Annotated in this window: 15 protein-coding genes and 1 pseudogene; 3 read left to right on the top strand and 13 right to left on the bottom strand. The window is 65.5% G+C overall.

The window, feature by feature from the left end; translation table 11 throughout:
- Positions 1-889: 889 nt before the first annotated feature.
- The 6 genes and pseudogenes from AU194_RS10950 to AU194_RS10935 all read right to left on the bottom strand — a co-directional run bounded on the left by AU194_RS10950 (position 890) and on the right by AU194_RS10935 (position 7,295).
- The gene (locus tag AU194_RS10950; RefSeq protein WP_082698583.1) at positions 890-2,476 is read right to left on the bottom strand and encodes an SIR2 family protein; all 1,587 of its coding nucleotides are present in this window, start codon (positions 2,474-2,476) and stop codon (positions 890-892) included.
- A gap of 791 nt (positions 2,477-3,267) precedes the next feature.
- Positions 3,268-3,357: pseudogene (locus AU194_RS31785) on the bottom strand (3-hydroxyacyl-CoA dehydrogenase); the annotation flags it as partial.
- Positions 3,358-3,530: 173 nt separating this feature from the next.
- Positions 3,531-3,818 (bottom strand): YtxH domain-containing protein, encoded by a 288-nt coding sequence (locus tag AU194_RS31780; protein ID WP_157576010.1) that lies wholly within the window; start codon positions 3,816-3,818, stop codon positions 3,531-3,533.
- 612 nt (positions 3,819-4,430) lie between these two features.
- The gene (locus AU194_RS10945) at positions 4,431-4,895 is read right to left on the bottom strand and encodes a hypothetical protein (protein WP_157576009.1); all 465 of its coding nucleotides are present in this window, start codon (positions 4,893-4,895) and stop codon (positions 4,431-4,433) included.
- A 552-nt stretch (positions 4,896-5,447) separates the two neighbouring features.
- Positions 5,448-6,428 (bottom strand): hypothetical protein, encoded by a 981-nt coding sequence (locus AU194_RS10940; RefSeq protein WP_157576008.1) that lies wholly within the window; start codon positions 6,426-6,428, stop codon positions 5,448-5,450.
- A 576-nt stretch (positions 6,429-7,004) separates the two neighbouring features.
- A complete protein-coding gene (locus tag AU194_RS10935) occupies positions 7,005-7,295 on the bottom strand; it encodes a YiaA/YiaB family inner membrane protein (protein WP_059089263.1) in 291 nt (96 codons plus the stop codon).
- 257 nt (positions 7,296-7,552) lie between these two features.
- Between AU194_RS10935 and AU194_RS10930 the strand changes: the two genes are divergently transcribed.
- A complete protein-coding gene (locus AU194_RS10930; RefSeq protein WP_059089262.1) occupies positions 7,553-8,530 on the top strand; it encodes a DUF4226 domain-containing protein in 978 nt (325 codons plus the stop codon).
- A gap of 66 nt (positions 8,531-8,596) precedes the next feature.
- Here AU194_RS10930 and AU194_RS10925 read toward each other — a convergent pair whose 3' ends face one another.
- From AU194_RS10925 to AU194_RS10900, 6 genes are all read right to left on the bottom strand, one after another.
- The gene (locus AU194_RS10925; RefSeq protein WP_059089261.1) at positions 8,597-8,806 is read right to left on the bottom strand and encodes a hypothetical protein; all 210 of its coding nucleotides are present in this window, start codon (positions 8,804-8,806) and stop codon (positions 8,597-8,599) included.
- A 623-nt stretch (positions 8,807-9,429) separates the two neighbouring features.
- Entirely contained in the window at positions 9,430-9,651 is a 222-nt protein-coding gene (locus AU194_RS10920) for a hypothetical protein (protein WP_059089260.1), read from the bottom strand.
- A gap of 217 nt (positions 9,652-9,868) precedes the next feature.
- Positions 9,869-10,975 (bottom strand): IS110 family transposase, encoded by a 1,107-nt coding sequence (locus AU194_RS10915; protein ID WP_059089259.1) that lies wholly within the window; start codon positions 10,973-10,975, stop codon positions 9,869-9,871.
- Between the two features lie 609 nt (positions 10,976-11,584).
- On the bottom strand, positions 11,585-13,012 hold the full coding sequence (locus AU194_RS10910; RefSeq protein ID WP_059089258.1) for a MinD/ParA family protein: 1,428 nt from the start codon (positions 13,010-13,012) through the stop codon (positions 11,585-11,587).
- A 114-nt stretch (positions 13,013-13,126) separates the two neighbouring features.
- Positions 13,127-14,842 carry a hypothetical protein gene (locus tag AU194_RS10905; RefSeq protein ID WP_059089257.1) on the bottom strand — a complete coding sequence of 572 codons (1,716 nt, stop codon included), beginning with the start codon at positions 14,840-14,842 and terminating at the stop codon, positions 13,127-13,129.
- Positions 14,843-14,855: 13 nt separating this feature from the next.
- Positions 14,856-15,218 carry an Lsr2 family protein gene (locus AU194_RS10900; protein WP_059089256.1) on the bottom strand — a complete coding sequence of 121 codons (363 nt, stop codon included), beginning with the start codon at positions 15,216-15,218 and terminating at the stop codon, positions 14,856-14,858.
- A 509-nt stretch (positions 15,219-15,727) separates the two neighbouring features.
- Between AU194_RS10900 and AU194_RS32840 the strand changes: the two genes are divergently transcribed.
- The gene (locus AU194_RS32840) at positions 15,728-16,672 is read left to right on the top strand and encodes a DUF4333 domain-containing protein (RefSeq protein ID WP_255374828.1); all 945 of its coding nucleotides are present in this window, start codon (positions 15,728-15,730) and stop codon (positions 16,670-16,672) included.
- An 18-nt stretch (positions 16,673-16,690) separates the two neighbouring features.
- On the opposite strand, the gene AU194_RS10890 is transcribed toward AU194_RS32840, so the two are convergent.
- Positions 16,691-17,773 (bottom strand): FHA domain-containing protein, encoded by a 1,083-nt coding sequence (locus tag AU194_RS10890; protein WP_197417593.1) that lies wholly within the window; start codon positions 17,771-17,773, stop codon positions 16,691-16,693.
- A gap of 244 nt (positions 17,774-18,017) precedes the next feature.
- Between AU194_RS10890 and AU194_RS10885 the strand changes: the two genes are divergently transcribed.
- On the top strand, positions 18,018-18,887 hold the full coding sequence (locus AU194_RS10885) for a hypothetical protein (RefSeq protein WP_157576005.1): 870 nt from the start codon (positions 18,018-18,020) through the stop codon (positions 18,885-18,887).
- Positions 18,888-18,926: the final 39 nt, after the last annotated feature.

Raw genomic sequence — 18,926 nt, 5'->3', positions numbered from 1 at the left:
CCGTCATGAGCGACCATTCAGCCCTGCGTCCGCCCAGCCCTCGATGACCGCTGAATAGATTCGAGGACCCGACTGAGGCGATTACGACGCCCTTTTGAGCGGCTTCCGCACGCAAGACGGCGATCAGATCGACTGTCCTGCAGGCTTCGGCGAGCAGTTCAAGTCGGGCGGGTCGAGCTCGAAGTCGCTGATCACGGCCGTCACAACCGTTTCCCGGCGGCCAGTAGACCGCGCGGTGATGTAGTCACGAATCCTAAAGGGCCTAACCGTGCACCCTTGAAGCGTAGAGCTCATCCGCCATTTTCCGGCCGACGAAACCATCTGAATACGATGAAGCCGCTCCAGCATGGGTCCGCCGATTGAGAAACTCACGAGCAGTGGTCCACTCGATCGCCCGTACCAAGCGCAGCTCCATCACGCGTCCCACTTCCTGCATGCACATGTTCCTCGCCGAGTGATGTCGCCCGTCACGAGGCGTCCATTCAACCGCGTTGACGGCCGACGTCATCAGGTGCTGAGGAAAGGCCAACCGGCTCGACGCTGCCGCTGCTCGAGGCCTCGGCAAACGCCGTAGAGATGACGACCTTGGTTGAAGCACCGGTCGGCCGAGAAATGGAAGGTGGGTGTGACCGGCCTTTCGCCGTCCGACAGTCACGACGATGCATACCCGGCGGTCTGCACATCGATTGACAACGGACCAAACCAACCCGTCTCTGCAAAAGGATGGCCTCAGTGAAGGGGGCTCGCCAGCCGAGTTGTGCATGAGTTTCTGTCGCGAGCATGACCTTTGGGGACAGCGCTTTTTCGGCGATGGAAAATCAAATCAGCCTGCTTGTGTCGTCCGCGCGATTGCGTGGGAACGCTTCCCACGAAGGGAGGAACTCGTCAGTCAAGGCGTGATGGCCGGGACATCTAACGCTAACAGGAGAGCGTGGCGGTCGCCGTCGAAGTCGTCACCGAATACAAGCTGGTCATACTTGCAGCCGAGCTTTGCGAGATCAGTCGATATATTGGTCGTGGCGCCCGCAAATCTCTCGGACAGAAAATGGCGCAGAGCCACAACATCATCGATCTCGTAGCGGCATCCCACTCCCCTATTGCGGGCGATCTTCGGGTCAATCGCCAGCAATTCACGAAACGTCATATCTTGCCAATTCGCCGGTGCGCTACCCGGGTAGGGCTTCAAAGTACCATCGCCGAGGCGACTGCGGGCTCGCGGTGGCAAGCTCTCCACGAGGGTGGCCACATCACGGCCAGCACGACGTGCGAGGTACAGCGGATAGTGAATCGGCGCGAACTTGGCTGACTTGAAGATCGTCTTGAGCCCAGATGAGAGCAGCTGATCGGCGTCGTGGTCAGTCCGGTAGGCGAGCATGTCATTGAAGAGGTCGACTCGCGTTAAAGAGGAGTACCCTTTCAAACCTATGCGCGCCATCGTACCAACCCCAATGACGACCTCGACCTGATCGACGTCCGTATCTGCGTCAAAATCCAGAACGTGAATCCGATCCGAAGTTTCCACCCCGTAGGCGAGCTGAAACACGCTCTCACGGAGTTGCCGGAGAAGCCTATACGGGAAGTGTTGCGGGAGCTCCGACAATATCCGATATAGGTCACCGTAGTCATGCAAACCTAGTTCATTTACACCAAAAGTGTGCGATTGCACCGTGATTGATGACCTCGACAGTCCCTCCCGCCGCCGTTCGTCGGGTCGTCCTACGAAAATGAAACGTTCGTTGAGTCGGTCGAGCTGGCCTTCGCTTAGGCAGGTCACCAAGTTGCCGAGCAATCTTTGGATGTGAGGATCACCAAGGCTGTAGCCTATAAATATTATCGGATTTTCGACGAATAGCGTCAGAATCTTAGCGATTAGATAAGGGTTTGCATCCCAGTACCTTTCATAGTCAGCCTCCGTAAACACCAATGATCGCGGGTCGGTGATGGAGCCGTGGATCTTGTAGATTTCCCCGACCGTCTGCGTTGAAGAGAACAGCACATCGTTCTGTCCGACATAGACCTCCATCTCTGGGAACGCATCGTCGAGTATCTCGTCCCAGTTCGTGGTGATGATCGCGTGACAGTGAATCTTCGACAACTCGTCGAGTTCGGTGTCGACCTCGGGCCTGTCCAAGACGCCCAGTGATCCGATGTGCTTACAAATCTCAATCTTCAGCGGGTCGGCTGTGTCGCTGACGAGGTGAGCGCTATCGGTCCTTGACTGCGCGTAATCATCGGAATTCCACCAAATATCGTAAAAATCTTCCGCGATCATCGACGCCGCCTTCGGCCGGTCCCCACCGGCTCGGCCTCGATAGTAAGCGAAGTTCTTGCCAGCTAGATCGGCAAAGTGTTCAAGCAATCCGTCCCAATCGGGCGACCCTATGTACCGACGTGACAGTCCAGAGCCTACAAACATCACGGGCATAGCTCGAGATTTCGTCAGGAGCTCACGGAGTGCCGTCAGGTCGTCGTCCACAGCTACTCCTCTTCGAAAATCGCCCGCCCCAGCTTGCGCTCGATGGCTACAATACGGCGAGTGTCTGACATGTAGCGCGGTGCGATCATCTGAAGGTCATGACCCCTTGGCGTCCCGAGGTTATGCACTAGCGTTTCTCGCAGTAGTTGCGGTCGCGGCAGTCTGAGCCATGGGGCTCGGTGCCGGTCTCCGGCCGAACTCGGTCGGACTCCGTGGGGAGGTGCGAAAAGCTAGTGACGCCCGCTGCTACTACCGATAACACCCGAATTCAGCGGAACCGCGGCAGGGCAGTTTGACGGCCACAGTGATGGCCCTAGTAGACAGCATGATTAGGTCCTCCGCAGTCCCTTAGCGACCGGGGAGTCCGTCGTCGGCCGCGCCGAGCGGGATGGTGGATAACCGGGATTATCCGTGCGGTTGCCTGCCGCTTCGCATTCTCTGCCAGCCGGCTAAGGTCACGGGCGAGACGTGAGGGTCGGCCCCGATCCAAATTCTGGCCCATGACGACGCCTATGTGGCCCGTGCCAGCATCACCGTAGCGAGTCGTTGGGCGTAGTCACTGGCTAGACAGGTTCCGGTCGTTGTGGATTGGTGCCGGTGTCGACGCACGTCTCGACTTCGACCACGACGTTCTCGACGCTCCCCATGGCTAATTGGGAGGCGGTCGTCAACTAACGCGACAGGGACGGCAACCCCGGGCAGCGTCTCGTGACGGCCCGCCCGAAAGGTGGACGTCATCGGTTCCGCGGAGCCTTGCGCGAATACATCTCCCACTTGCTTGGCAACCGCGTCGCGCCCGCATCGAGTGGGCGTTTGGTGGTCGCCAACCCGAAGCCGGACGTTCCACCGGTCACGACCGCTATCGCGTCCTTGATCTCCACATTTTCCGCGGTGCACTCGACTGTCGGCACACGGTTTTCGAGCGACGAGGGTGATTCCCGACCCTGCCTTCAACGATTCCGAGAAGCTGCTCAGTGCAAGGTGCTGCGAAAGCGCTGGATCACCATGTGTCGCTTCCCTGCGACTGTTGGGACGAGCATGCGTCTAGCGGCTTCTACCGCCAACTTGCGCTCGGTGGGCGCCGGGTTCTCCTGCTGGAGGCCGCTGCTACGGCAAGCCATTGTCGATGTCCGAGCGCCTTCGCGAGCGCTGCCCGGTGGGCCACCCACAGTTCTTCGCTGCGTGCGTCGCCCGAAACTCGCTGTTGTAGGTCCAGATCGATCAATCGGGCCGCTACGACTGCGTCGTTGAGGTCTTGTCGGACCGCAGAAAACAACGCGGCACAGGCCGAAATGGCCCCGCCGAGGACCACACCGATCAGACCGAACCATGCGGCGCTCATGAACGCAGGGTACTTCCGAGAATGTCCATCAACGCGGAATTGCCGGGGAGTCCGAAGGGACCGCCCCATTCCGTCGCCGACCGACGCTTCTAAGCGGCCCGACGACGTCATGCTTCATCGCGCTGTGCACTGCGGCTTGACTGGGCCGCGAGTTGATCAGCGAGGAGTCCACTTCCGTCGAGCGATGGTTCTGCGAGCGAGTCCATGTCGAATGACGCGATTCCTAGGCAGCGGCTCGCTGGCCGCCTTACCTTGTTAGCGAACCGCCGCGTGTCGTGGTTTCCAACTAGTCGAAGCCCGTCGATTCGCGCATCTCTAAATAGTCGATTCGCATTACGCTCAATTCATGCCTGAGGATGACCCCCGCGCAAAGTACCGCGTGCTTCCCTCCACCGTCGAGCCCCACGACATTGTCGCCAACGTGGACGCGAGGACGACGGACTCTGACCTGGCAGAGCTACGGGATCCCAACGCCGGGGCTGAGCCCTATCTCCGCACCGTCGGGTGGATCACACCGCGCTAAATTCGTCCGGTGGTCGGTGCGCGTCAGGCGACGCGAGATGGGCCAACGTCGATCGCTCGGCTCCGGCCGTCTCAGGACGGTGCGGGTCTCTACACAACCTTCGCGTTCCAGGTTCTTCTCGCCCGGTACATCGGCGACTTCAACACCGAGGTCTCGACCGTGGTGATGCCGCTGCCGGCGAGGATGTCGCCGGTTCGGCCGGCCAGTTCCTCGGCCCACCCGAACCCCACCTTGGGATCCGTGACGCACACGAACTGGGCCATCGAGAGGATCCCGGACCGCAAGACGATCGCTCGCACGGTGACAGGACCGTGGTCGATGTCCACTGCGGCCACCACTGACCCCGGAATGGTCCGCTCTTGAACAACAGCCGCGACGTCGACGTCGCTGACTTGCGCGGCGCCGATGCCTGAAGCCCTGCGATGCTCACCGCTGCGATGGTCGATGCCCGGTTCGACGGCCGTCGCTTTCAACACCGCTGAATGCAGGACGCTGACGTACGCGTTGGTGCGCAAGACCATGCCAATCTTAGAGCGACACAAGGCGATCACCACCGCCCTTCCGTCTCGGCCGAAACGATTACCGCATTCACGCATCGCGCACCGGCAGCCGCCGCTGTAGCCGACCGCACGGCCCGCTGCAGCAGCGGCTTGGCATCGTCCACCGTACTGGCCACCCGACGGCGCAGCCACGGACTGCTCGGGCCTCTCTCGGCCAACTTCGAACTCCCCGTCGGCAGCTACTCAGGCGGAGGCTCTACCGAGCGACGCTGTTAATCGGACCGACTTCTCACAACCCTCACGTCGGACGCGACAGCCCGTCGCCCCGCCACGCCGACGACTCCAGCTCGCCAGAGGTGGTCGGAGAGCGAGCGCACGAAAACGATCACCAAAAAAAACAGCGTCGTCAGGGCTCCGTCGTCGGCCGCAAGCAGTGCAATATATGGACGAACGGGTCACCCCTCTGCCGGTGAAATCGATCCTCCCGGTCCACCGTCGAGCTCACCATCCGGCCGCGTCGTGTATCGGCATTCGCGTGTCGGCGGCTGATGAGCGGTGAAGTCGTCGCCTGCGCATGCCAATACGCTTATCCCGCCGTGGGCTCGGTCAGGCGCCTTTCTTGGCGGGCGAGAGCATCCCAAGTATCTGCGCGGTCGACCCGACACGGTTCTTGTAATCGGGAAACACCGACCGCAATGTCGTAAAGGCCCAGCCCGCGCTGAGCGGCACCCATGTGGCTTCCAGGGCTGTGTCGAGCTCTATCCGGAGCCCGTACTTGGCGACGAGATAGAGCGCGCCTGGCGTCACTCCCACAAGCGCGCGGCCCACTACCCGTCCAGCGATACTCGTTGCCGTGGCACCTGACCGGGGAACCACCTCGTCGACAGGTGAGGACCAGGGAACTACTTCGCCGAGGCTCTGCGTCGCGATGGCCGCGCCGACCCCGGCGAGGTGTTCCAGCCACTCGATGTGGCCGCCGCGAGTCGGTAGTGCGGCATGGCATTGCCATTCGCGGACTCGTGATGCCATCTGGCTGAAACGTTTTCGAATCTCGGCATCGCCGGCACCGTCTTCCATCCCGAGCGAGCGCGGTAGGCGTTGCTCTAGGCACTCGGCGAGGTTGCCGAGTGAGACGACGGTAAGCCGGCGCATGCCATAGGCGCGGGCATCCAACAGGTACGGTCCCATGCTGAGGACATTGCAAACATGGCCGAACGCCTCGATATCCGCCCGGAGCCGTTTGGGGCGACTCAGCCAGCCGCCGAAGAGCAGTGCCAGCGCGAGGTAAAGCATGCTCAAGGCTCCGATGACACCCACTGTCGCGAGCTCATGAATCTCGCGGCCCCCGTTTTGCTGACCGACGACTGACAGCGTCAGAAGCCCCAATCCGACGATCGCCGTTGGGTACGCCGTCCTCAAGACCCGTGAGTGCCTGGCCCGCAGTCCGATCAACTCGTAATGCAGGCCCCGTAGAAGCCGACGCCACTTGGTGTGGATGGCGGTGTATCGGCCTCTGAACAGCGGCGTTCCCGCGAACGTCACCCAAGCATTCTGGAATGCGAGCGTTGACGGAATCTGCAGCACCACCCACACGAGGTAGGGAATGTACTTGCTACCCAGGTGGCTGGAGTACACGCGAGACGGCATGAAACCCTTGCGCGGGCGAGCAAATCGGGTCTTCCGGCACCACCGAGCGATGTCGTCTGCAACCTGTGGGCCGTATACGTTCTGAAGGACAGAAATGAACGGCGAGATCGCGCTCTCGTCACGCCGCGCGCCTTCAAGAATGATCGCGATGTTCTCAGCACGAAACCGTCGAAACGACCATCGCGGGATGGTGAACAGACCGCGGGAGCTCCCGACTGGTAAATCCTCTCGCGCAGAAGCGGCGGGGCTTAAGGCACTTACCGCAGTAGTGATGCTCACTGACGCCCCCCTTCCGCCAAGTCATCTATAGCCGAACGATGCCAGATTGCGGGAGGACTATCCCGGTAATTCACCCGCCGACCGCAAGAACTTCCGATTTCAACAATTGACTCGTCGATTCGCCCTACGAGTAATGCCTGCTGCGCAGTAGCACTGCAGTGCGGAAAGAAGGCTCCCCTTCGCGACAACCCACCACTCGCTTCGCGGATCAACGAGTGCCACGCAACCTCCCAGCGATCACGGGGTCGTCGCGAACGGGTTATGTTCTGCCACGAGCTTTTCCAGGCGGGCCTCATCCAGCCGGACGCGAACCGAGGTGGCCTCCTGCTGATCGCGGATCACCTTCGCCAGCGTGAACGAACTGGTGACGAGGAACAACACCGTCATCAGAAGGAACAACCGCTGCCAGAGGTCCAAAGGCAGAAAAAGGATCCCGCCGGTTACACCGAGAAAACTGACACCGAAAGCGATCGCGGCTTGAAGGAAGAAGGCCGCCGTGGTCCTCGACATGTTGTTGAGTGCATCCATGCCATGAGCATGTCGAGGCACAGCCCGGTGCGCATGGGTAGTACTACTCGAATCTCGACGTACACAGCGGTTTTCGGGATGTAGGCGTTCGCACGAGACCTGGCGAAAGCAGGCAGGTCGCGCGCGGTCGTCGTGGCGGTCGGGTCTAGCGCGAGGTGCCGACCGCGTTCCGGTAGCCCCGCGCGTGCTCGGTGTCGAGGTCCCAATTTAAGCGCGCCGACAGCGGGCCGAAAATTCTGCACGTCGGGTGTCGGCGCATGCCCGATAATCGAGGGGTGTCCACCCTTGCCCAAGTCGCGGCCCAGACCGTCGCGACGGTCGAGCGCGCGCGTTCCCTTTTCGGGCCCGCCGAGGCACCCAACGCGACGGCCGGGCGGGTTGAGGCCGCGGCGCACGACACCGCCGGCGCCGAACGCCCCATGTCCTCGATGTCCGGCCAGCTGGCCGACCGCCACCACGCCGTCGTCACCGCACAGACCCAGCGGCTGAGCACCGCCGGGCGCACCGACACGACACTCGAATCGCTGCTCACCAACGCCGCGACGGCGACGCAGACCGGATCACGCCAGCTCGACGGCATCGTCGCGCAGACCAAGCTGATCCAACAGGTCGCGGCAAGCGCCCGCACACCAGCCGAGCAACTCGCGGTGCTCCAGGCGCTGCGCGAGCAACTCGCCGCATCCCAGTCGGTAGTGAACTCCACCCAGCAGCAGGCGACCGACGTCGCCAACCAGGTGCAGCAGCTCAGCTACGGACCGGGCGGATCCGACCTACCTACCGACAAACCGAAGACCCCGCCCGCCCACGGCAAGGACCCGCGCTACTGGATCGACGTCGGCAAGATCATCTACGTTCCCGACGGGGAACTCGCCCCTCCCAACACCGTCCAGGTGGGACCGAACCTGTACCACCCCGCACCGGACAGGCCGGGGTTCGCCACACCTCCCCCGCCGCCGGCGCGGTATCCGCTCGACGGCGCCGACATCCGGGTCGTCGAACCGGGGCAGCTCTTCCCACCCCACTACAAGGAGATCGCCCCGAATATCGGCGTGCCCGACCCCGGCGGCTTCAACGTCCCGCAGACACCGCCAGCCCCGCCCCAACGCCCCATCGACATCCGCGACATCATTGAGGTGCCGCCGGGACAGCTCGCCCCGTCCGGATACATCGAGTACTTCCCCGGGTGGTACGCGCCCGGGCCCAATCCGCTGTATCCGCCGCCGCAGTCACGGTGAGGGCGCGCGACGATGATGCGAACGGGTGACGGTACATACGCCGCGTCATAGCAGCTGCTCGAGCAGCTAGTCTGCAAGCCAGAGTTCGATTTGGCGAACGTATTTGGCGAGGTCGGTTGCGGACCAGGGCACCGTGAACTCGACGACCGCCTCACCGTTGCGACCGCGCTTCCGCCGCCAATCCTCGAAGGGGTACTGCTCGATACCTTTGAAGGTCTCCGGCCCGCGCTTCGGGGCGTTCGGAACGTGTGCGTTTCCGGTGTTGTAGGGCGCCAATTCGACTGCGTCGCCGTGGGCGTCGAGAATGCCGCGGTGTCGACGTGAATGATTTTGGGTCGGTCCTGGTAGGCCCGCGCGTTAAGGAGTCTCTGCACCCGCTCGCGTGACACCCAGAGGAACACCCGCTCGTTGAGGGCATCGAGAAAATCCTGTGGGGACACACCGTCGCAAAGGGCACTCGTTCAGGAACTTCAAGGGCAACTGGTCACGCACGGTCATCGGGTCCACGCCGTCACGCTGCAGAGTGAAGCTACGCGTACGCCTCTCACGTAATATCGCGGCACGGACGTCTTCTTCTGGCTCGTAAAGGTCGACCAATGGCGCGGGTACTCAACAACCCGCGACGCTCAGTTGACGGCCAGGCCGTCTCGTCCGCCATGTGCTACAGCGCCGGGTAGCGCTCGGCGAACTCATCGATCTGCATGGCCGAAGATGGCGCGGCGCCACCGCAGCCGCCGGTCGGCACTCCGGTCACTTGGGGTCGCGCGGCCGTTGCGCGAGGACCGATATCGCCGAGCGATGCGGTTGCGAGTGCCTCCAACGCACCCGCTTTCGCATCGGAGCCCGGGAGCGGCGTGGGCCCCTATCGGCGGTTCGCCAGCTGGTGGAACTGGCGGAGCTCAACGCCGTTCGCGGTCCGCGGGCACATGCGGCGCGTCTGCCGACTCGTCGTCCTCCGGTGGGTCCGGTTGCCGATCAACGCGTTTGGCGGCGATTATCGTGTCGCCGATCTTGATGTAGGGCGATTTGAAGAAGGCAATCATCACCGACATCACGGCGAGGAAAATACCGATCATCAACCCGTCGCCGCCGTTGATGAGGTCGGCGACCACCATGATCACGCCGCCGCCCAGCCAGGACAGCCAGTAGTACGACGTTGGCGGCGGCGCCCGTTGAGGAACGCGCCTCCCACCATGCCAACGAGGGTGACGGCCAGCCCGATGCAGAACACGAATAGCACCCATCCGGTCATCGCCATCCTCCCAGCCTATGGCGAACCGAACACCCTCCGACGCTCTGATTCTCCGTCGTGCGGCGACCACGCGAACAACCGCCCTTCTAGCCCGCGACCTCATGGGCGACGGCGGAATCGGTGTCCGCACCGTGTTCGCATGAGGGGTGATGAGCGGCCGGACCTTCGGCGCGTAGCGCTTGATCGGCGTGCAGACGCGTGAACACCACCCGGGCCAGGCGCCGCTTGAGGGCGCGCACCGCCGCCGGCCGCCGGTCGCCCTGTTCGACCCGCTTGTCGACGTACGCGCGGCCGGCCGCACCCATGGTGAGCTGGGTGACCGCGATCCGGTGCAGCGCCATATTCAGCTGCCGGTTCCCCGATCTGACGTACCGCTGATGGCCGGGCGTGGCCGACCAGTGCGGTACCGGAGCGACACCCGCGTGACGGGCGAAGGCGGCCTCATTCTTGAACCGGGAGACATCGGCCGTTTCTCCGATGATCTTGGCGGCCGTCAACGGGCCACATCCCGGCAATGCCAACAGATTCGGCGCCGACACCCGCACGACCACGGCGATGCGCTTCTCGAGCGCATCCGTCATGCCGGCCAGCCGGTCGACGTCCTCGAGTTCGGCCCGTGCCAGTTCGGCCACCAGCCCGTCACGGGTCGCGAGGAAGTCGGCCGCCGCGCGACGATGCCGGGCCGCGCTCAGCGCGCCGCGCTTCGGCCCACCGGCCGGATCGAGTTCATGGAGCCGCCACAGGAGCCGGTTGGTCGTCGCGATGAGCTGCTCGAGCAGGTCCTCGCGGCGATCCACCAACAGCTTCAGGTCCCGCGAGGCGTCGTCAAGTCTCGCGACCGGAAGATCGGGTTCCTGCAGTACCGCGCGCGCCACCGCAAGAGCGTCGAGGGGATCGGACTTGCCCGGAACACGGGCGGAAGCGCGGACCTGTCCCATCAGCCTCGGCGGCACCCGCACCACACGTTGACCGGCGCCCAACAAGTCGCGCTCCAGCGGCGCGGACACCGACCGGACGTCTTCGACACCCCACACCAATTCATCGCCGAATTTCAGCCGCGCCCAACGCAGCGCGTCCGCGTGACCGGTACTGGTGGCATCCACGGTCTTCGTCGCTTGCTTGCGTCCGCGTTCGTCGATTCCGACGAGCGTGTGTGAGCGCTTGTGGGCGTCCACGCCGATAATTACGGCCACGGCAACTCCCCTCGTCCGTCCGATGCAGGAAAGTGCCGCGTCGCTGGTGTCGGCACTTTCGTGCGAGGCCAACCCATGTCGGGCGGCATTTGAAATGTTCGCCAGGCACCAGGTGACGCGGAACCACAACTACCGCAACGCAGGAATACTCCCGCGATCTCCCTCAACCCGGATCGGCAGCTAGTAGGTCAGCCAGCAGAACGCGGCAGCAATCGTAAGAGCCAAATTCGTTCGAGCGAGACCCTCGAACGCTAACCCGACTCATGCCTCTTCGCCACCGCTGGCGGCCGATTCGGGCTTTGCGCCCGAAGTTGGCGTCGTGGATTAGCGGTTCGCGTTCGGATGGGTGCCGCGTCGCTGGTGTCGGCACTTTCGTGCGAGGCCAACCCTTGTCGGGCGGCATTTGTAATGATCGCCAGACACCAGGTGACGCGGAACCTCAACTACCTCAGCGCAGGATCACCCCCGCGGTCTCCCTCAACCCGGATCGGCAGCTAGTAGGTCAGCCAGCGCAGCCGCGGCAGCAAGCTTAAGAGCCAAATCCGTTCGAGTCAGACTCTGGAACGCTAATCCGGCACGCGCCACCGCGCGACCGGAGGCGGCCAAGTTTTATCCGTCGCGGCGTTCGCGGCGCCGCTCATGGTGCTGCGGGAAATGCTCGGCGAGGGCGGCCGCGATCTCCACGAATCGCCGCCGCGTCGCCGGCGACATGACAGCCGTGCCGTCGATGACGCCGCCGGGCCGCAGGCTCGGGTCGAACGGCACCTCGACGACCACCTGGCCGTGGCCGGCGAACTGCTGCGCCAGCACCGACCGGGTGCGCTTATCGGCGTGCCCGTCAGAATCGTTGAGCACCACCACGGTTCGCTGCAGCAGATCGTTGAGGCCGCGGCTGGCCAGCCAGTCCAATGTCTGCCCAGCCGCCGCCGCGCCGTCCACCCACGGTGAGGACACCACGATCAGCGCGTCGAGGTCGCTGAGCACTTCCTCGGTGACCGGCGAATCCATGGTGGAACTGCAGTCGATGATCGAGATGGGGAAGTAACGATCCAGGCGGGAGGTGGCCTCCCGGTAGATCGCGGGATCCAACACACGGCGCCGGGCCGGGGTGAGCTCACCGGCGACGACGAACAGGCCGGCGGCGTTGTTTCCCACGCGGCTGCGGACGTCGGAGAACGAATCGAGGTTCGGGTCCTGCGCCAACTCCCAGTAGGACCCGGACACCCGGGGGTCCACACGGCTGCCGAGCTTGCCGAACGCGGTGTCCGCGTCGACCGCGACGACCCGGTCCTCCTGACGAAGTTCTGCGAAAACCGAACCGACGCAGGCGGATACGGTGGTCTTGCCGACGCCGCCCTTGCCCATGACGCCGACCTTGTAGTTCCCGCGCAGGGTGGCACGGACCTTCGCTTCGAGCTGCGCCTCGCGGACCTCCTCGGGGCCCGGGCCGGGATTGATCAACCCGAACGACGCGCGGAACACCAGCCGGCGCCAGCCGCGGGCGGGCGGCGTCTTGCGGGGCTTGAGCAACTGTTCGGGGCGGATGTTGTCGAGGTAGGACCCCGGCTGCTGCGGTGGCGCGTACGGCTGGCCGCCCGGCCCGAACGGGCCGGTCTGCGGGGCGCCGTACTGCGGGCCGGGACCGTTCATCGGCGGCGGGCCGGGTTGCAGCTGGCCGGTCGGATACCCCCCGTCGGGAGCCGACGGCGGGCTCGGCGGCGGCCATCCCTGCTGCTGGCCGCGGAACGGGGGGTACTGCGTCGTCGGGGGTCCGCTGTCCCCGGGCTGCGAGGGCGGTGGTGCCGCGGGCCGGCGGAAGCTCTGGCGGTGCGCGTCCTGCTCGATCGGGCCGGCGAAACCCCCTTCGACGTACGACGGGGGCGGAGTCGGTGCACCGGTCGGGTACTGCCCGGTGCTGCTGCCCGGCTGCCGCATCGAGGGGTCGGTGTGGTCGGTCGGGGTGTCGCTGCGCCGCGGCGGCTCGCCGCCGGTGGGCCAGCGCGGCTGCTCACGGGTGTGGTCGTCGCGGTCCGTCATGTCGTTGCGGCCTCCGGTGCGTCGTTGCCTCGCCCTTGTGTCTGGCGGCTGGGCCGCCAGTGCTCCAGTATCGACCACCGGGCGAGGTTCCGTCACCGGCTCCCCCGCCGGGCCTTACTCGAGGGCGTCGGCGAGGAGGTGGTCGCCGCGCGCCGCCAGCACTGCCTGCACGTCGGCGGTTGGGCAGTCCAGGGCCGCGGCAAGGGCGTCGCGGAGGTCGGTGACGTCGTGGCCGATGATCTGCGCGAGGTGCTCGTGGGGTGACGTGTGGGCGGCGAGGCGTGCGGCGGCCACCGTGGCGGCGCGTGTATCGAACGTCAGGAGCAGGGTGTCGCCCGGGACGGCCTCGACCGCGAGCGCGTGGGCGCGCAGCGAGCTGGCGTTGGGACCGCTGGTCGAGGACAACCGCCAGGTGAGGGTGACGTCGCCGTGAGGGTTCGCGAACCGGCGGCTGGCGGCGGGCTCGACGCCCAGCGCTGCGGTAGCGGCCGCAGGTACGGGGCGAGCCGAGCCGCGCAGCAGCTCGGAGGTCACCGGGATGGTCAACCGAATTCCGTTGTCTCCGTTGCGGAACGCGCCCCGTGCGGAACGGAGCGGTCCGGCCGGGCGCCAGGCGTCGGTGGCGGTGCGGAGCCGGACCCGTCCGTCCTCGACGACGAACGCCAACGTGGTGAAGAACGTGCGGATGGAGCCTTCCGCCACGTCGGGGAAGGCCGAGCGCACATCGTCGACGAGTGCGTCGACGTGGATAGCGCCGCCGGCGGCACGGATCCGGGCGGTCATCTCGTCGACGAGCCCGCCGTACTCGTCGAGGCCCCACCGGCGCAGCGCCCAGGTTCGCCGGCCGGTGCGCATGAACTGGTCATCCAGCGACAGCGCCTCCCGGACGGTGCGCAGGGCCAGGTCGTCTCCGACCGATTCGTGGATCACCTCGACGGGCAGGGGTGTCCCGCGCGCGGTCAGGACGGCTTCGGCCTTGTCGGCGGCCGTTCCGCCCCACCGCACCCACACGTCACGGAAGCGACGCAGCGTGGACTGCCCGGTGAGGAAGGGGTCGACGTGGGCGGGCGTCATGCCTGCCGCGGTCAGCGCCCGGGTGAGCGCTTTGTGGGTGGGCGTCGCGCTGGCTTCGAGGGCGTTGCGGACTGCCGCGTCGATCCGTGGGCGGCCGCCGGATGCTGTGTTCTCCCACCAGTCGCCGTCGGGGTCGTAGGGTCCCGCGAGGTGTAGGAGCATTGCCGCCGCATCGCCGCCGGGCTCGAGCCCGAGGGCACGGAGTTCGGCCTCGAGGGCGGTGTCGGGGAGATAGACGCCGAGTCGTTGACGGAGTTCGGCCGCGTGATCGGCGACGACACGGTGTGACGGGTCGCCGACGAGGTGGTCGAAGCGCGCCTGGATCTTCGGTTCGTTGCGTTCGACCCAGGACAGGTGCACGCCGAGTTGTCTCGCGAGCTTCGGTCGAGACGGCTTCCGGGACGCCCAGATTCGCGCCGCGAGCACCGCGCGGTCGCGGTCGTCGAACCGGTTGAGGAGCGCGTCGGCCGCTTCGGCGGGCCCAACCGGTTCCGCGGTCTCCGCGGCCCGGTGGCGGTCGACGGCGTCGCGGGCGGCGGCCAGCAGCGCCCGAACCGTACCGGCACCGGTTTTCGGTCGGCGCAGCAGGGTGTGCGGCGTCTCGGCGGCCAGGTCGGACCAGCGGGTGAAGTCGGCGGCGAAGTTGGTGCTGGCCCGCCGGGGCAGCTCGCTGTACGGGATCGGTTGGTCGACGATCGCATCCCAACCGTCGATGAGGTCGCCGATCGGCGTCTGCGCGTGATCAGCGACGACCACGTCCCACCATGGGTCAGCCGGCGTGGGCGGCCTCATAGGCTTCAACGATTTCGCCGGCGATACGCCCCCGCGAGCTCACCTCGTAGCCGTTCTCGCTCGCCCATTCACGAACCTGCGACAACTGCACCTTCGGAGTGCGGGAGCGGCCGGACCGCTTGGACGCGGGTTTGCGTGCCGACGCGTCCGACGCCGAAACCTTGGTCGCCGCTTTCAGATACAGCGAGATTGCCTTGTCGAACTTCGTCACGTTCTGCGCCGACAGGTCGATGCGGTAACGCTCACCGCGAATCGAAAACTCGATGCTTTCGCCTTTACCGTCGGAAATCTCGGATCCGTCGATGTCATCGATGAGTTGGCGGATGACGCGCTCGGCCATGATCGTTCCTCTCCTTGCGTACCCGTCCCCTGCGCGGCAACTCTACCGAAACGTTTCAGCGCTGATGACCACACCGGCGATTGCGGAACCGTGACGGTTTATTTAGCACGATTGAAGACCGTGCCGCACGAGTGCTTTTTCATCGACTGCTCGGCTGACCACTGGTGCGCGAAACCTGTTGGCGCCTCGATAGTTATGGAGAGTTACCGACGATCAGTGTCTCCCGCGGCGAAACTGATTGAGCCCCTTGCGGCGGGTGTGCCGCCCCAGAAAGATAGCGGACTTAAGTCGTTTCACGAGGCGCTGATTGCCTTCGATGGAGGCATTGATTGATGGCGCGGATCGGGCTGTGCCGTATCCGTCGGCCTGTTGTGGTGGCGCGTGGATCGCAGGGAGGCTGCATTTCCGTATTCGTTCACCGGGCGGTCGCGAGCGCCGAGCAAACTCGTGCGTCGGACTCGGCGGTCGCACGTTAGGGTTGTCGAAGCCACGTGGCGAAGGGAGAGACGGTGAGCAGCTCGGGCGGTTCCGACCCCACGCAGCCATGGACCACGGGCAGTCCCGGAACCGGTGAGGGCCAGCCGTCGCCGGCGCCGGTCCCCTCCAGCGAGACCGACGGGTCCGAGGACGCGACGACCGTGACCCCGCAGCATCGCCCCGGCGAGGGGCCGGAGGATCCGACGGCGGTCGTCGACCAGGCGCGACGACCCGGAACCGACCCCGAGGACCCGACCGCGGTCGCCCCGCGCTTTGAGCGTCCCGGCGCGTCCGCGAACGAGCCGAGCACCGCTGGCCGCTCGGCGCGCCCTACGCCCCCGGCACCGGCGCCGCAACAGGATCCGAGACCGCCGAGCCCCGGCCACTTCGGCCCACCTCAGCAGCCGACGCCTCCTCCATCGGCGCCGCCAACCGGGTATCAGCCGGCCCCGGCGCCCCATCCGGGACCTCCTCCCGCCCAGCAGGCGTCGCACTGGCCGAATAGCAGCCCCCAGCAGGCGTCGCACTGGCCGAATAGCAGCCCCCAGCAGGCGACGGCTCCCCCGCCGCAGTGGAATCAACCGCCTGCGTACCCATCGGCACCGCAGCACGGCGGATTCACCCCGGCGAAGACGTCGAAACGGCGCAACCTCCTGATCGGGGGTGGCGTCGCGGCCGCCGTCCTCATCGCCGTGGTCGGCGTGCTCGTCGCGGGGATGTCGGGCAGCGACAAGCTCAACGTCACAGCGGCCCAGGACGGCGTGACCCAGATCCTCACCGACAAGGTCAACGGCTACGGGTTCACCGACGTCGGGGACGTCACCTGCAACGACGGGCAGGACCCGGAAGTCAAGCAGGGTGCGACGTTCAATTGCGACGTGACCATTTTCGGCGCGACGCGGCAGGTGACGGCCACCTTCACCGACGACAAGGGCACCTACGAGGTTGGCGCGCCTGATCTCGTCGTCGAACGCTGAGCGGGTCGGGCTGGCGCCTCAGGCCGCGGTGAGCACGGAGAGCATCGCCGTCAACGCGTCGGTCTTCTCCGGGGACACCAAGCGGCCCGCTTCGCAGTCCTCGACGTCCGCGGCTGCCACGCCCGCAGCGTGCGCGACCTCAGCGGCAGAGAGATGGTGGCGGTAGCGCGCCATGTACAAACGTTGTCCCACGGTGGCGTCCGAGCGGCGCGCGCTCTCCTCCATCACCGCGTGATATGCCCGGCGGACCGTGCCGACGGCCAGCGCGAGTTGCGGTGAACTCTTCGTGCTGCCGGCGCTGATGGACAGCATCGCCATCAGCCGCCGCAACTCGATCAGCAGACTCGTTGCCGGAGCGGCGAATTCCGAATCCGTGTACGGAGGGAGGGCGTCGATGCGGGTGTGAATGCCTTCCAGAGCAATCTCGACCGCATCGAGCAAGACCGAGATGCGCACCCTGTCCGACAGAAACTCGGTGGTATGTTCCTCCTCGTCGTCATCCGGGGGCGGCGCCCCGTCACGGATTCGGGCAATCGTCCCGGGCGGCCATCGCAGATAGTCCTCGATTCGAGTCCGTATGGCCTCCTCGGGCCAGCGTCGACCGCCTTCGAACGCCGCGAGTTCCCCGCGACCGACGACATCGGCCTCGACGAGGTGGCGCTGGGAGTAGCCGAGTTCAAGCCGGCGTTCGACGACCGCGGCGCCGGCGCGCGCAACGCCAGGATCCGGCTCGGCGGCGATGCCACTGAATTTCTCGGATGTGGTTGCGCCGCTGGGGATGTAGGTGAAGGTCACCGGGATGCCCTCGGCGTGACCGAGGTGCACGATCATCCCACTGGTGATCGGAGCGGACTGGACCCTGCGGGCGCCGACGAAGACACCGTTGGTGCTGCCCGCGTCGGACAGCACCCACTGGCCGGCCTGTACCTCGAGGCGGGCATGCATCCGCGACAGCCGGGGGTCGGCGATCCGGATGTCGGCGGGCAGTTCCCTACCGATCGTCACGGGACTGTCGCCGGGCTGCACCGTGTGCGAGGTCCCGTCGCACGCCACTACGAGCGTCGGGGGGTGTGCGGCCGCAGTGTCGTGCGGTTCGCTCATCGGTTCCACCTGCCTTCCGGGTCTCGTACAGCGTATCCCGCCGAAACTGAAGCACCGAAGAAACCGTTGCAGGGCATTTGGATGCATATCATTCCCCACCCGCACGGCCACGTCATTGACCTGCGAGGTGGTGGTTGGTCGAACAGAGGGGCTCGCCGGGGCGTTTTTCAACCGTTGCAGTGCTACGGTTGTACTGCTACGGTTTGACGAGCGATGCACAGCCGCTCACTCCCAAGGAGCACCGATGACCACGACATCTTCTGTCCGATCCGCGCGCTTCGCGAGACTCGTAGCCGCCGGTGTCACGGCGGCAGCTCTACTGGCGCTCGCCCCCGTGCCGTCCGCCCACGCGCGACCGCCGCTCGGCGACACAGTGTGCACGGGTCCACGGGCAGATGCGGCCGCCCTGCAGCAGGAGATCGCGGCCCACAACGCCAAACCGCACGTGTTCGAGTTGCCAAGGGAGCAGGCCGGTTTCGATGCCTACAACGCCGAGGCCGACGCGCTGGACGCCCGGGCGGCGGCAATCGACGCCCGGCTCACCTCGTGCCTGACCGCCGCCTACAAGCTGTCCGGCCCGTCGACGGGACCGGGCATTCCGGCAGCCATGCCGGCCACGCTGCCGTCGCTAGTCAAAAGGGCCCACACCGGGGCGCCCAGCCGTCAGGAGGAGATCGAGGAACTGATCTCGGTCTTCGACGACGCCGCACAGGAATACGACGATGCGTGGACCGACCAGGTGCTGCAGAACAAGGAGCAGCCCGAGGTGGGCGACTCCGACCCGGCGTTTGAGGACCGGGAGATCGGCGCCGACGACTCCGGGGAACCGCAGGTGACACCCGACTACGTCATCCCGCTGTCCGATGTGCTGGAAATGCCGAAGTTCCTGCAGCTCAGCCCGGAGTCGATGTGGATGGTGACGATGTCGCCGATCAACCGCCAGTGGATCTCAGACCAGGCTGTCCTCGCCAAGAACTCGCCCAGCGTGGCGGCGTTCACCGGTGTCGACGACGACTGGCTGCAAGCGCAGGCGAAGTTGGCCGATGCGGTGCGTCAGCAGTTGCAGGACGCCATCGACATCCTCGCCGAGAGCGATCAAGACCAGCAGCAATGACCGCCCGCCCGCTGCCCGAGCCCCTCACACAGAAAGCCG

Source organism: Mycobacterium sp. GA-2829 (assembly GCF_001499965.1).
Taxonomy (GTDB): Bacteria; Actinomycetota; Actinomycetes; order Mycobacteriales; family Mycobacteriaceae; genus Mycobacterium.
This window is presented reverse-complemented; position numbering and strand designations above follow the sequence as displayed.

Coding starts and splice junctions, on each gene's coding strand:
- AU194_RS10935 (WP_059089263.1), bottom strand. CDS start 7,295: ATGGATGCACTCAACAACATGTCGAGGACCACGGCGGCCTTCTTCCTT.
- AU194_RS10890 (WP_197417593.1), bottom strand. CDS start 17,773: ATGAGCGAACCGCACGACACTGCGGCCGCACACCCCCCGACGCTCGTA.
- AU194_RS31780 (WP_157576010.1), bottom strand. CDS start 3,818: ATGAGCGCCGCATGGTTCGGTCTGATCGGTGTGGTCCTCGGCGGGGCC.
- AU194_RS10885 (WP_157576005.1), top strand. CDS start 18,018: ATGACCACGACATCTTCTGTCCGATCCGCGCGCTTCGCGAGACTCGTA.
- AU194_RS10910 (WP_059089258.1), bottom strand. CDS start 13,012: ATGACGGACCGCGACGACCACACCCGTGAGCAGCCGCGCTGGCCCACC.
- AU194_RS10930 (WP_059089262.1), top strand. CDS start 7,553: ATGCCCGATAATCGAGGGGTGTCCACCCTTGCCCAAGTCGCGGCCCAG.
- AU194_RS10900 (WP_059089256.1), bottom strand. CDS start 15,218: ATGGCCGAGCGCGTCATCCGCCAACTCATCGATGACATCGACGGATCC.